The sequence below is a fragment of the Mesorhizobium sp. M7A.F.Ca.US.007.01.2.1 genome, from assembly GCF_003998165.1.
In the GTDB taxonomy this organism is placed as follows: domain Bacteria; phylum Pseudomonadota; class Alphaproteobacteria; order Rhizobiales; family Rhizobiaceae; genus Mesorhizobium; species Mesorhizobium ciceri.
This window is the reverse complement of the sequence record NZ_RZQP01000010.1, coordinates 1-13,225: the sequence shown is the minus strand read 5'-3', so window position 1 is coordinate 13,225 and position 13,225 is coordinate 1. Positions and strand designations below refer to the sequence as shown.

Genomic DNA, 13,225 nt, shown 5'->3' with positions numbered 1-13,225 from the left:
GCTAATAAACGGGACTGCCACCGGCAGCGAGTGGGGAGACGGGGATGCGGGGATATTGCTTAGGGATAGCGACGGCCGCGTTGTCGTGCCTAGGGGCGCTGTTGCTGTCGGGCCTGGCGGCCAATGCGGCCGACCGCTTCATCGATGTGTCGACCCCCAGCGTCCATCGGATTTTCCTGCCGATGTCGCAATCGGTAACGATCCAGGTGAGTGCCAATCTGGGCGACATCGTCGTTGGCGACGAGAAGATCGCCGATGCCCAGCCAATGACCGACCGCACGCTCTACGTCATCGGCAAGGGCGCCGGCACCACCACGGTTAATCTGTTCTCCACCGATAAGCGCTCGCTCGGCGCCCTCCAGATCGAGGTCGGCGTCGATGTCAGCGACATGGCGCAGGCGATCCGCCAGGTCGCGCCAAAGTCGCGCATCGAAGTGGGCTCGGTCAACGGCAGGGTCAGGCTTGGCGGGCATGTGAAAGATGGCGCTACGCTGGCGTCGATCATGGCGGTTGCGCAGCAATATGGACCCGATGCCGTCATCAACTCCGTCATCGTCGATGACAGCCAGCAGGTCAATTTGGAAGTGCGCGTGCTGGAAGCCAAGCGCAACACCGGCCGCGACCTCGGCGTGTCGATCAAAAGCAGGAACGGCGATGGCACAACCCGTACCGGTACCGGTGTTGCTGCCGTTGACGAGGACGGTGTCGTGCTCGGACCGGGCGGTCTGCTCAGCGGCCTCCTGTCCAACTCGGCGCCCTTCGGAGCGCTTATCACGCGCGTCATCGACAGCAACATCAAGGTCGACCTGATCATAGAGGCGCTCGAGTCCAAAGGCGCGGTGCGCACGCTCGCGAACCCCAACCTCACCACGCTTTCCGGCGAGCAGGCCAGCTTCAACGCCGGCGGGGAAGTGCCTATCCGCACTCTCGACAAGGACGGTGAGATAAGCATCGTCTACAAGCAATTCGGCGTCAATCTGCTGTTCACGCCGGTCGTACTCGACGAGGGCAAGATTCATATGAACCTGGCGCCGGAGGTCAGTGACCTGACCGGCTTCACCACCGCCGGCGACCCGATCTTCACCAACCGCAAACTGTCGACCGTCGTCGAATTGCGCGACGGCCAGAGCTTCGCGGTCGGCGGGCTTCTGTCCAGCAAGACCACCAAGCTCCAGGATCAGGTGCCTTGGCTCGGCCAAGTGCCTGTGATCGGGACGCTGTTTCGCAGTTCGAGCAACCAGAAGGAAGAGACCGAACTGGTGGTGATCGTCACGCCGCATATCGTGCGGCCGGTGAAGCCCGGCGAACAGCTGGCGACGCCGTTCGACAAGACACGGCCCGCCAACGATCCGGAGTTCTTCGTGCTCGGCCAGTTGGAAGTGACCAAGGACATGGTCCGCAAATATGAAACCGGCGAAGGCGTCACCGGCCCCTATGGCCACATGCTCGACTTCAAATCGAAGGACAAGATGCTCTATGTCAAGAAATAGCGCCTTGATCCTCATTCTGTGCGCCAGCGCGCTGTCGGGCTGCGCCGCGGACTATCTGAACCATTATGATTCGGTGACCCTGGCCGCCGGCGACACGCAGAAGTTCAATTCGCTGCTGCAGACGGTCGACCCGCTCAACCCGGCGTCCCGAAACACACATATCGAAGGCGACGGCGCACGCGCCGCAGCCGTTGCCCAAGGGTACAAATATCCACCGCCACCGCCGCCGCCACCAGCGATCACGGTCAATGTCGGCGGGTCGGGTGTGACACAGTGAACTGAACGAAGGGATGCGCAGGGCGCCGGGCATGCGAGGGGCTCTGGCGCAAGAAAGCAGAGAGTAAGGTCATGTTGGGGACCATTCGTGCCTTCTGGAACGATCAACGCGGCATAGCGATGATCCTCGTTGCCATCATGCTGCCGGTGCTTGTCGGCTTCGCCCTGCTGGCCATCGATATGAGTCGGGCCAACGGACTGCACAATGATATGCAGAAGGGCGCCGACGCCTATGCGCTTGCCATGGCGGCAGAGCTGGACGGCAACCCCGATGCGATCACTCGGGCTAATCGGGTACGTGACAGTCTCCTCACCAACACCAATGCCAACACGACAAAATTTTCCACCTCGGGCGACCATACGCTGGTCGCCGCCGACCTGACCGTGAGGTATCTGAGTGGGATACCCGCTAACGACACTATTGCGCTCAACGCGGCGGGTGTCGACGCCAATGGCCACAATTGGAGCACCACCGACCCCAAAGTGGCAAAATTCGCAGAAGTAACGGTGAACCCAACCGCTTTCGCGGCGATCTTTCCGGCAAGCTTTCTCGGCGGCAGCAATGGCTTCAACGTGCAGACGCAGGCCGTGGCCGGCTTCACCAACGCGCTATGCCAGTTCACGCCGATGTTCATCTGCAATCCCTTTACCAACAGTTCGACGTCGCTGAACGATTTGCAGACTGCCGTCTCGGGCACCAAGAAACCGATGATCTGGCTGAAGCAGCAGCAAGGCGGCACCAGCGCTCAGTATGGTCCGGGCAACTACGGATTCCTGTCATCACCCGAGGGCGACAAAGATACGGGCTCGATTACCGAAATGTTCGCGGTCACCAATCCGCCCGCCTGCTACGATCAGAGTGGGGTGACGACCCGGCCGGGCAACATTCCCCCAGTCAACGACGGTATCAACACCCGCTTCGACATCTTCACGAATGGCGGCCCCTACAAGACCGATCCGGCCATCAATCCACCGGCACCTAATGTTCGAATGGGGATGGTCGCTTCGAACGTAGGAAAAAACAACTGCAGCTATGCTGCGCCCAATAGTGGTCAGGCCAAGAATTACATGGCGCTGCCCAGGGACAATTGCTTCATTACCGGTGGGTGCTCGAATGCCGGATCTCTCGGCACGGGCGACTGGAATTTCTACGGCACCAGTGCGAAGCCGGGATATTGGGACACGAACTGGCCGAAGGACACCTCCAAAGGCCAAATCGTCAAAGACGTGTGTGGTGCGAACCCCAGTCGATATTGTGTCTACAATTATGAACTTCAGCACAAGAATGATGCTGCTCTGAAGAGCAGTTTCGAACAGACTTCGCCCCAGTGCAATGCGACAACTCAAGGGCCAGACAGGCGGCTGCTCTACGTCGCGATTGTCGACTGTACGGCCAATAATGTTCATGGTGGCGGACAGACCTTGCCAGTGCAGGCCTTTGCCAGCGTGTTCGTGACGGAGCCGGCAGGCGGCGCGCCCAACGCCGACATCTACGGCGAAATCGAGGACATCAGTACCTTGGTCGGACTGGGCACGCTGAAGAAGCTTCAGCGCAACGAAGCACAACTGTACCGGTAGGCCCATGCTGATCGCACTCAGACAATTCATTCGGCGATTCCGCGGCGACGAGCAAGGCGCAGCCTTGGTCGAAACGGCCATCGTGGCCCCCTTCGTGCTGCTGCTGTCGGCGGGCGTGTTCGAATTCTCGAACATACTGAATACCCGCCTGCTGCTCGAGGCCGGCGTCGAGGATGGTGCGCGCTACATGGCGCGCTGCAACGACAGCAGCTGGGCCAATTGCGTTTCATATGGAACGAACCTCGCGGTGAATGGAGCGGTTACGAATGGCAGCGCGAGGGTTTCCGGCTGGACGACGGCGCAGGTGGCGGTCACCGTGAGCCATACGCCTGCTGTAGACACCACCACCAAAACCGAGCTTTATCTCAGCAGCACTGCCAATGTGGATGTCGTCAAGGTCAGCACCTCAGTACCCTACAATGGTATCGGGCTCTGGGGCTATCTGGGTTTCGGAACGCTCAACATAACGGCATCGCATCAGGAGCGTGTCTTCGGATGGTGATGGCACGCATTGGGTTTAGCTCGGACCAGTCCGGCGCAACGATGGTCGAAATGGCCATCGTCATGCCACTGCTGCTGACCCTTTTGCTCGGTTTCGTCGATTTCGGCTATGCCTTTTATCAGTGGAACAGCGCCAACAAGGCTGTGCAGATGGGCGCGAGGCTCGCACGGATTTCGACACCCGTGGCGACCGGGCTACCCCTGGAGACCAAGACACCCAGTGATGCGACGCTGGTTGGCAGTGCCGTGCCGGCCGGCACGTACAATTATGTCTGCACAGCGAGCGTAGCGGGCACCGCGTGCTGCAGTGTCGGAACAGGCGCGTGCCAATCCTCGAATGCGAGCCAAGCCTCATTCGACGCGATCTATAACGGCAGCGGCATCCGCGCCGGAATGCAGAAATTCCTGCCCAACCTGAAGAAATCCGAAGTCAGGATCCAGTATCAAGCCTCCGGCCTCGGCTATTGGAGTCGCCCCAATGGCCCGGTGCCAACCATAACGGTGAGCATCACCAACCATCCCTTCCAGTTCTTCTTTCTGGGCGGCCTGCTTGGGTTCGGAACCATCACCATGCCCTCCATGCTGAGCACGGTCACGGGCGAAGACATGAAAAGCACGTACACGCCATGAACGCCATCAACACCAAGGTTACGCCGACTAAGCGCAAGCAGGTGGCGCTGTTTTCGTCGGATCCGAATTTCAAGCGCGATGTGGCGACGCGGCTCGATGCGCTGGCGATCTATGATGTCAGGGTTTCCGAGACGAGCGACTTCCTCAAGGGGCCGCCGGCCGACACGCGCCCGGGCATCGTCATCCTCGATCTCGGCAATGGCGAGCTGCTCGGCAGGCCGGGCATCGTCGAGGCGCGCGCGCTGTGGGCCAGCGTGCCGCTGATCGCGGTTTCCGACGAGCTGACCTCGGAGCAGACGCGCGTTTTGGTGCGCATGAACGCCTCGGACTGGCTGCACAAGCCGCTCGACGGCAAGGAACTGCTCAATGCGGTGACCTTCCACGACACCGGCAACCAGGGAACCAAGAGCCGGATCATCACCTTCATCAGCGCCAGCGTCGTGGCGCCGGCGCCGCCGCTGGCGCTCTCGGCTGCCGAATTCCTGGCGTCGAAATCAGCTGAGCGCGCTGCGTCCACCTGCCTCGTCGACCTGGATTTCCAGAGCGCCAATTGCGGCGCCTATCTCAATCTGTTCAACCAGTTCGATCTTGCCGGCATCATCGGCCAGCCGGAGCGGCTCGATGTCGAGCTGATGGACGTCATCAAGCTGTCGCGCCCGTCCGGCCTCACCCTCTATGCATTCGAGCGGCCGCAACTGCCGTTCGAGCCGCATGGCAGCGATTTCGTCTTCCGGCTGCTCGACCTCGTCGCCTACCGCTTCGACGACATCGTCATCGACCTGCCCAATCTGGAAACGCCCTGGCACAATTCCGTGCTGTCGACGAGCGACGAGATCTTCATCGTGTTCGAACTCAATGTCGCTTCGCTGCGGCAAGGCAAGCGGCTCTACAAGAAGATCCGCGAGCTGCGCGGCAATGCGGTCAGCATCACGCTGGTCGCCAACAAGCACAAGCGCAAATGGTTCGGGAACCATTTTTCGCGCAGCGAGCTCGAAAAGATCTTCAAGGCGCCGCACATCAAGTCGGTCGCGCTGGACAATGCGCTTCTGACCGATGCGCTGAACAGGGCCATCCCGCCTTCCGAAGTGGATGGGCGGGCGCGCTTCAACAAGGATCTGAAGCGGATGTTCAAAGAGCGGCTCGATGACGCTGCCCGATAGATACCGGATCGCCCCAAAGCTCGCCGGCGCCTGCGTGCTCGGCATGGCGCTGGCGCTGTTCGTCCACGGCTTCGCCGAGGCGCGATCAGCACTTTCGGAGCGGCCGCCTCTGCCGGCGATGGGACCCAGCCTGCGCAAGGCCGTTGCCTTTAGAACCGCCGAGCAGCCGGGAACGATCATCATCCGCAAGGACGAGAAGGCGCTTTACCTGGTGACCCGCCAGGGCCAGGCGCTGCGCTACCAGATCAGCGTCGGGCGCGACGGGTTCGGCTGGACCGGCATCGTCAAGGTGGGGGCGAAGACCGAATGGCCGGAGTGGCGCCCGCCGCAGGAAATGCGCGCGCGCCAGCCGGAGCTGCCGAAAATGGTGCCCGCCGGCCCTTACAATCCGCTCGGCGCAAGGGCGCTCTACCTGTCTCGGGACGGGCGCGACACGCTCTACCGCATACACGGCACCAACGACCCGTCGGGTGTCGGCTTCGACGGGACATCGGGCTGTTTTCGCCTCACCAACACGGATGTGATCGATCTTTTCAAACGCGTCGCGGTCGGCGCAAAGGTGGTGGTCCAATGACGATGATCAGCGAACCGGACATGCCGGCGATCGATATCGGAAACCAGGAACAGCGCGAACCGGCTGCCGCCGGGAAACCCAGCAAGGCAAAGACGATCGGCTTCATCGTCGCCGGTGGCGCGCTTTTGATCACCACGGTCAACATGGCGGCCGCGGTCTATCTCTATCGGGGCATGAGCGACCTGCGTTTCGTCGAGGCGCGGCTGGAGCAACTCGGCGCGTTCGAGCAGCGGATCGCGGCCCGGCTCGACACGGTCAACAACGGTTTTCAGAGCCGGTTCGAGAAACTGGACAGCCAGTTGCAAGGCAGCTTCAACGAGATCGATGCCAGCATTGCCCGGCTGGGGCAGACTATGCCGGTCGCCGGCGGCGAGGCCATGCCGGGTGCGGAAGAGCCATCCGAGATCGCTACCAGCACGCTGGCGCAAGCGCCCGAAGCCCTCGACGGCGAAAGCGCGAGCGAGCCCGGCGTCATCGAAGCGCCCGCACCCAGGAGGAGAATCGCCTCGGCGTCGCCCCCTGCTCCCAGCTCCAATTACCAGCGCATCCAGCAGCCCGACGGCAAGGTCTATTACCGCCGGATCAACTAGACCCAGCAGAGCCCGGATCGTGCAAGGTGTAAGTGGCGAACGATCTAGAGATCGCGCTGCAGCGCCAGGATGCGGATGGCCCGGACGGACCGCTCCCGCGCCTCGGTGAGGAAGGCGATGTGGCAGTAGGCACAGGCCACGAAGCCCAAAAGCAGCACCAAGCTGTTCTTGAAGGTGAAATCGACGGCCAGCGAATAGGGAAGACCCTTGGGCGACGTGAATTCAGCAATCGTGCTCGCCGTTTCCGAATGGCTGCCGACCGCGATCATCAGCCCGGCGAAAATCAGGGCGATATGGTTGGCGAGGAAGAAGAAAGCCGACCGCTTGGCGTGGCACGCCATCCAGCAGACGATCGATGCGGCGGCAAGGATAGCGGCTTCGAAAGCCATGGAACCGCCCAGCCAGACATCCACCTGCTGCCAAAGCACCGTCGACAAGGGGCGCAGTTCAAGCCATAGCCACCATGCGGTGGGGCTGGCTGGATAGATGCCCAGCAACAAGGTCGCCATGCGCTCCCCTGCCAGGACCGCCAGAATGAGAAACGGAAAGGCGAAAAGCAGGAGCGGCTTGCGTTTCATGTTCCCTCGACAATCTGCAAACCAGGATAGACCGCATAGATTGCTCAAGGCTTAACAGCCCTACTTCCGGCCCTCTCCCGATTGCGAGCGTTCCAGGACGGCGAAGAAGATCACGGTGAGCAGAAGGACGATCAGCAGCAGCACGAACGCGGCTGCCGCGCCTTCGTTGAGCGAAAGGCCGAGAAAGGCACGGCGATAGGCAAAGAAGCTCAGCACTTCGGTCGCGTTGCCTGGCCCGCCCTTGGTCAGGACATAGGGCAGATCGTAGGTCCGGAATTCGTTGATCAGCTGGATGATGATGGTGATCGCCGCGACCGGCCGAAGCATCGGAAGCGTGATGTAGAGGAATTGCTGCCAGCCGCGCGCGCCGTCCACTTCAGCCGCCTCATAGGGATCGCGCGGCAAAGCGGCGAGCCCCGCGGCGAGGATCAGCACGACGAAGGACATTTGCTGCCAGATGTCGATCGCCGCCATCGTCCAGAGCGCCATGCCTGGCGTGCCTAGCCAATCGAGGCGCGGCAGGCCTGATATCTCCATGAGATGATTGGCGATGCCGAGATTGGGCTGGAGCAGCATGCGCCAGATCAGGGCGACGCTGATCGGCGACATTGCCATGGGAATGGTCAGAACCGCGAAATAGACCGGCTTCATCCGGACCGTCCGGTTGAGCATCAGGGCAATGCCGAGCCCGATCACGAATTCGCCGACCACGGTCACCGCCGAATAGCGCACGGTGAGCCAGAGCGCGTTCCAGAACAGCTCATCGCCGATCATCGAGGCGAAATTCTTGAACCCGACAAGCGGCAGGAGCTGCGGCTTGATCAAGGTCATCGAGGAGATCGAGAGGATGCAGGCATAGGCCAGGGGAAAGCCCATCACGATCGCCAGCAGCAGCAGGCCGGGCAAGGCAAAGGCCCAGCCGGTCCGCCACTCGCGGCCACGGGCAGCCCATCCTTTTTTGATCGCATTGTGCATCGTGGCCGAGCCTTGGTCGGGGTGGCGTTGCTGATCTCGTCAAGATCCGGGGTCTGGAAGATCCGGCGCGGCTGACACCGCCGCGCCGGATCTCCTTGCCGAGCCGGACCGCTATTTGTCGAGGAGCCCCTGCAGGCCGTCGGAAGCTGCCTTCAGCGCCGCGTCCGATGTCGCCTGGCCGCCAGCCGCCAGCGAAAGCTGGGTACCGAGCAGATCCTCGTATTGCGCCGAATAGGTGAAGATCGGGAACGACTTGCCGGTCGCCACCACATCCTGGGCGGTCTTGTAGAAGGGATATTTCGCCAGCACCGCCGCATCGGCATAGACATCGCTGCGCACGGGCGCGTGGCCCTCGAGCGCGCGCTTCACCGAAACATCCTTGCTCTGCACCCACTGGATGAAGGTCCAGGCGGCTTCCTGCTCTTCCGGCGACGTGTTCTTGGGAATGCCCCAGCCCCAGCCGCCGCTCTCGCCATGGCCGCCCGGCATCACCGACAGGCCGACCTTGCCGGCGACCGTCGGACACTTCACGGCATCGTCCATCTGCGGCAGCATCCACCAATAGGTGACCATGCTGAAGGCGGAACCGCTGCACATCAGGCGCATGGTGTCGTCGAGCGTGGCCGACACGGCACCTTGCTGGGCGCCGTGCTGGATATTGTCGACATAGAGATCGAGCGCCTTCTTGGCCTCTGCCGTGTCGAGGCTCGCCTTGCCGTCGGCATTGAGATAGCTGCCGCCGGCGGAGAACAGGTAGTTGGAGAATTCCATGCTGTTGGGATCGCCGCGCTGGCCCTGCATCGCGGCCCCGGCGACACCGGCATTGGCCTTCATGAATTTGGAAATCGCCACATAATCTTCGAGCGTCGTCGGCAAAGCGAGCTCCTTGCCGGTTGCCGTCTTGTAGGCGGCCTTGAGCTTCTCGTCGCCGATCAGGTCCTTCCGGTAGAGGAGGCCCATCGAGTAGTTGTACATGGGCACCAGGAACAGCTGGTCCTCGGTTCGGCCGAGCAGGTCAAGCGTCGAGGGAATGAAGGGGCTCAGATCGTATTTGGATTTCTCGACGAAGGGTTTCAGGTCGGCCAGCCAGCCGGCCGCCGGAAATTCGCCGGCCCACAGGAAGTCGACCTCGAGCACATTGTAGTAGCTCTGCGGCGCGGTCAGCTGCGACACCAGCTTGTCGTGCATGTCAGGATAGCCGATCTTCTCAAACTCGACCTTGATGCCGGTCTGCTTCTCGAATTCGGGCAACAGCGCTTCAATGATCTTGGTTTCCGGCACGTCCTCCATCAAGGCGTGCAAGGTGATGGGCTCAGCCGCCCTGGCCGGAAGCGATGCGCTGACAACAGCTGCCCCGCTCACGGCCGTCATCAGCATTTTGATCAAGGTCTGCTTGTTCCAAGTCATAACTCTCTACTCCTCTTTCCCTCTGGACGCGGCGGTGATCCCGCCACGATTTCATAACCGGCTAGCGAGCCATGTCGGCTCTCGGAGCGGCCGGCCTATTTCACGCTGCCGAACGTCAAGCCCTGGACGATGAAACGCTGGATGAAGCGGGAAGCCACGACCAGCGGCAGGATGGCAAGGACGACGCCGGCAGAAACCTTGGCGATCTGGACGCCGTTCGAGGTCTGCAACGCCGCAAGCGCAACCGGTATGGTTGCCGTCTTCGGCCCGCTCAAAACCAGGGCAAACAAAAACTCATTCCACGCCAGGATAAAGCCGAGCACGCCGGCGGCCGCGATACCGGGCATCGACACCGGCAGGACAATACGCCAGAAGGCGCCCCAGGCGGTCGCGCCGTCGGTCATCGCCGCCCATTCCAGATCCACTGGAATGCCCTCGAAGAAGCCCATCAGTATCCAGGTCAGGAAAGGCAGGTTGAGCGCGGCATAGACGATGATCAGCCCCGTCAGCGAATTGCTGAGCTCCAGGCTTCGGAACAGCGTGAAGGTCGGCAGCACCAGCGCCACGGGCGGCAACATCTGCGTCGCCAGAACGGCAAAACGCGCCCAACGACCGCCCGTGCGGAAGCGGGCGAAGGCATAGCCGGTGGTGGCGGCAAAAGGCAATGCGAGCAGAACCGAGCCGAGCGCGACGATCAGGCTGTTGAGGTAGGATTGACCGAAGCGGCTCGACAGCAGCGCCGAATAATTGTCCGTCGTAAAGGCCGGCATCAGCTCGTTGCTGTAGGACAACTGCTCGGGGACGAAGCTTGTCCGCAGCACCCAGAGCGGCGGCAGCAGCACGATGGCGCAGACGACAATCAGCCCGAAATGCAAGCCGAAGCGGCGACGAAAGGCCGGCCGTTCGTTTCTGTCCATGCTGGTCATCGCGTGGCCCCCATGAGGCTCGGCCGCGCGATGACCAGTTCGGTTTCGGGATCAAAGAGGTGCATCGGCAGCGGGTCGATGTAGAGTTCGACCATCGAGCCGACGGGCGCCGTGAAATAACGGCTGAGGCGGGCGGCGATCTCCAACGGCTTGTCGCCCCCCGCGGGGTGAGCATCATCCCTGCCGGTGGCCTGACCGGCAATCTGGCCGATCAGGACGTTCTCGGCGCCGAGAGCCTCGACGGCCACAACCCGTACGGCAATCTTCTGCCAGTCCGGCTTGTCGGGGCTTTCGTGGAAATCCTCGGCCCGCACGCCCAGAATGACGCGGCGCCCGGCACGCTCGCCATAAGCGTTGCGGTGGCGGGCGGGGACGGCAAGCACGGCACCACTGTCGGTCAGGACGGAGAGCCCTTCGCCAGGTGCGGCCTGAAGCGTGGCCGGAATGAGGTTCATCGGCGGCGTCGCCAGGAAGCGTGCGACGAAGGTGTTGACCGGGTCGGCATAGACTTCAAGCGGCCGGCCGGCCTGGATCAGGCGACCATCGCGCATGATGCATATGCGATCGCCCATGGTCATCGCCTCGACCTGGTCGTGGGTGACATGGACGATGGTGCGGCCGAGGCGCCGGTGCAGCTTCACGAGTTCGAGCCGCATCTCGGCACGCAGTTGCGCATCGAGATTGGACAGCGGTTCGTCAAGCAGGAAGGCCGCCGGTTCGCGAACGATCGCCCGGCCGAGCGCGACACGCTGCCGCTGGCCACCCGAAAGCGCTGCCGGCTTGCGGCCGAGAAGATTCTGCAGACCGAGCAGGTTAGCGGCGTCTGCAATCTTGGCATCGATAACCGCCGCGTCGGTGCCGCGCATCTTCAGCCCGAAGGCCATATTCTGCCGCACCGACATATGCGGATAGAGCGCGTAGCTCTGGAACACCACGGCGACGTTTCGGTCGCGCGGGGCGACATTGGCGACGCTCTTGCCACCGATGCGGAGATCGCCGGAGGAGATACTCTCCAGGCCGGCAATCATCCGCAGCGTCGTCGACTTGCCGCATCCCGACGGACCGAGAAAGATCACGAATTCACCATCGGGAATGGTGAGATCGACCTCATGCACCCCGTAATTGCCATTGCCGTAGAGCTTGGAAACGCGATCGAGCTCGATAGACGCCATAGACTTTCCTCATGAACCCGTCTGACCCGGCTGACGCCGAAGGCCGAAGTCGAGCGAACGGTCATCTTAGAGAACAAAATATAACATTAAAAGCCTAACTTCTGATCATATGTGTTCACTTTTTTGGATAGGCGCGTGCCCGCATCAGGATCCGGCTACAGCCGCCGAAAGGCCGTCAGGTCATGTAGACGCCGCCGGTCACGTTGACGCCCTGGCCGGTCATGAAGCGGGCTTGATCCGAGCAGAGGAACACGACGACGTCGGCGACATCCTCCGGCAGCTCGAGCCGGCCGAGCGGCGTCTGCGCGATATAGTCGGCGACCACCCGTTCGGGCGTGACTTGCCGCAGATGCGCCTCCCACTCGACTTCGCGCGATTGCATGCCGGTCTTGACGAACCCCGGACAGACGGCATTGACGCGTATCCCCTTGGGCGCGAGCTCGCGGGCAAAGGCCTGCGTCCAGCCGAGCACGGCGAACTTGGATGCCGAATAATGCGCCAGGAGCGGCGCACCGACCTTCGCGGCAAGCGAGGCGGTGTTGACGATGCAGCCCGTGCCCTGCTTGACAAAATGCCGTCCAGCGATCTGATTTGCCAGGAATACACCGCGGGCATTGACCGAAAAGTTGAAGTCCCACTCTTCGTCGGTCAGATCGAGCGCGTGCTGCATGGTGGACACGCCGGCATTGGCGATCAGGATGTCGCAGCCGCCAAGCGCTTCCAGTACGGTGGAGAAGGCCGCCTCGACGGAATCGCGGCGGCGGACATCGACCGTGACGGCGGCGGCACCGCCACCAATTTCCTCAGCCGCCTGACGTGCCGCCTTGGGATCCAGATCGCCGATCGCCACGGCGACGCCCTGCCGCGTCAGGGCGGTCGCGATCGCCCGGCCGATCCCCGCGCCACCGCCCGTCACGAAGGCTCGCTTGCCCGCGAGTTCGGCAAGCACGGGAGGCGTGACGGAGACAGCCGGCATGGTCGTATTCTCTCTGCTTGATGGCGGAACGCATTTTGTTGATATCGAGATGCATACCAATAAAATCGAACACTGCAAACATATTTTTGTTTGAAAATGTTTGATCATGCGGTAGTGTGAAGATCAGCAGACCGCTTCGTCGGCGGCTTACCCACCGGATACATCGATGGCAGACGACACCACCCTTCCCGAGACATCGCCGCATGGCGCACCGCGCGACGCCGATCGTCAGCGCCTTCTCGCGCACGACCGGCAGGCACGCATCCTGGCTTTGCTGCGCCGGACGGGGTCGCTCACCGTCGCCGCGGCAGCGGCCGAACTTGCCGTTTCCGACATGACGATCCGCCGCGATCTCGTCGAACTGGAACGCGAGGGTAGGCTGGTCCGAATCC

Annotated in this window: 15 protein-coding genes; 9 read left to right on the top strand and 6 right to left on the bottom strand. The window is 62.1% G+C overall.

What is annotated here, in order from left to right:
- Window positions 1–44: 44 nt before the first annotated feature.
- The 8 genes from EN949_RS03390 (at window position 45) to EN949_RS03355 (ending at window position 6,799) form a co-directional block, all read left to right on the top strand.
- Window positions 45–1,490, top strand: a complete 1,446-nt coding sequence (locus tag EN949_RS03390; RefSeq protein WP_127366250.1) for a type II and III secretion system protein family protein — start codon at window positions 45–47, stop codon at window positions 1,488–1,490.
- A 4-nt stretch (window positions 1,491–1,494) separates the two neighbouring features.
- Window positions 1,495–1,767, top strand: coding sequence for a hypothetical protein (locus EN949_RS03385; protein ID WP_245459162.1), 273 nt, complete (start codon window positions 1,495–1,497; stop codon window positions 1,765–1,767).
- 71 nt (window positions 1,768–1,838) lie between these two features.
- Window positions 1,839–3,344: a pilus assembly protein TadG-related protein gene (locus tag EN949_RS03380; protein WP_127366251.1), complete on the top strand. Its 1,506-nt coding sequence runs from the start codon at window positions 1,839–1,841 to the stop codon at window positions 3,342–3,344.
- A gap of 4 nt (window positions 3,345–3,348) precedes the next feature.
- Window positions 3,349–3,846 carry a TadE/TadG family type IV pilus assembly protein gene (locus EN949_RS03375; protein ID WP_127366252.1) on the top strand — a complete coding sequence of 166 codons (498 nt, stop codon included), beginning with the start codon at window positions 3,349–3,351 and terminating at the stop codon, window positions 3,844–3,846.
- The gene (locus tag EN949_RS03370) at window positions 3,840–4,475 is read left to right on the top strand and encodes a TadE/TadG family type IV pilus assembly protein (RefSeq protein ID WP_127366253.1); all 636 of its coding nucleotides are present in this window, start codon (window positions 3,840–3,842) and stop codon (window positions 4,473–4,475) included. The genes EN949_RS03375 and EN949_RS03370 overlap by 7 nt, the downstream gene beginning before the upstream one ends.
- The gene (locus EN949_RS03365) at window positions 4,472–5,635 is read left to right on the top strand and encodes a pilus assembly protein (RefSeq protein WP_127371631.1); all 1,164 of its coding nucleotides are present in this window, start codon (window positions 4,472–4,474) and stop codon (window positions 5,633–5,635) included. The genes EN949_RS03370 and EN949_RS03365 overlap by 4 nt, the downstream gene beginning before the upstream one ends.
- The gene (locus EN949_RS03360; RefSeq protein WP_127366255.1) at window positions 5,619–6,209 is read left to right on the top strand and encodes a L,D-transpeptidase; all 591 of its coding nucleotides are present in this window, start codon (window positions 5,619–5,621) and stop codon (window positions 6,207–6,209) included. Before EN949_RS03365 ends, EN949_RS03360 begins: the two co-directional genes overlap by 17 nt.
- Complete coding sequence (locus EN949_RS03355) at window positions 6,206–6,799, top strand: hypothetical protein (protein ID WP_127366256.1); 594 nt, start codon at window positions 6,206–6,208, stop codon at window positions 6,797–6,799. The genes EN949_RS03360 and EN949_RS03355 overlap by 4 nt, the downstream gene beginning before the upstream one ends.
- Before the next feature lie 44 nt (window positions 6,800–6,843).
- On the opposite strand, the gene EN949_RS03350 is transcribed toward EN949_RS03355, so the two are convergent.
- From EN949_RS03350 to EN949_RS03325, 6 genes are all read right to left on the bottom strand, one after another.
- On the bottom strand, window positions 6,844–7,377 hold the full coding sequence (locus tag EN949_RS03350) for a hypothetical protein (protein WP_063170086.1): 534 nt from the start codon (window positions 7,375–7,377) through the stop codon (window positions 6,844–6,846).
- 60 nt (window positions 7,378–7,437) lie between these two features.
- Window positions 7,438–8,352 (bottom strand): sugar ABC transporter permease, encoded by a 915-nt coding sequence (locus EN949_RS03345; protein ID WP_013530273.1) that lies wholly within the window; start codon window positions 8,350–8,352, stop codon window positions 7,438–7,440.
- Window positions 8,353–8,463: 111 nt separating this feature from the next.
- Window positions 8,464–9,759 carry a sugar ABC transporter substrate-binding protein gene (locus tag EN949_RS03340; RefSeq protein WP_082827473.1) on the bottom strand — a complete coding sequence of 432 codons (1,296 nt, stop codon included), beginning with the start codon at window positions 9,757–9,759 and terminating at the stop codon, window positions 8,464–8,466.
- A gap of 95 nt (window positions 9,760–9,854) precedes the next feature.
- Window positions 9,855–10,676, bottom strand: a complete 822-nt coding sequence (locus tag EN949_RS03335; protein WP_032808731.1) for a carbohydrate ABC transporter permease — start codon at window positions 10,674–10,676, stop codon at window positions 9,855–9,857.
- A gap of 5 nt (window positions 10,677–10,681) precedes the next feature.
- On the bottom strand, window positions 10,682–11,857 hold the full coding sequence (locus tag EN949_RS03330) for an ATP-binding cassette domain-containing protein (RefSeq protein WP_024502264.1): 1,176 nt from the start codon (window positions 11,855–11,857) through the stop codon (window positions 10,682–10,684).
- A 175-nt stretch (window positions 11,858–12,032) separates the two neighbouring features.
- Window positions 12,033–12,833, bottom strand: a complete 801-nt coding sequence (locus EN949_RS03325; RefSeq protein ID WP_024502263.1) for an SDR family NAD(P)-dependent oxidoreductase — start codon at window positions 12,831–12,833, stop codon at window positions 12,033–12,035.
- A gap of 166 nt (window positions 12,834–12,999) precedes the next feature.
- Here EN949_RS03325 and EN949_RS03320 point away from each other — a divergent pair.
- A partial coding sequence (locus EN949_RS03320; protein ID WP_127371630.1) for a DeoR family transcriptional regulator occupies window positions 13,000–13,225 on the top strand: 226 nt, incomplete at its 3' end.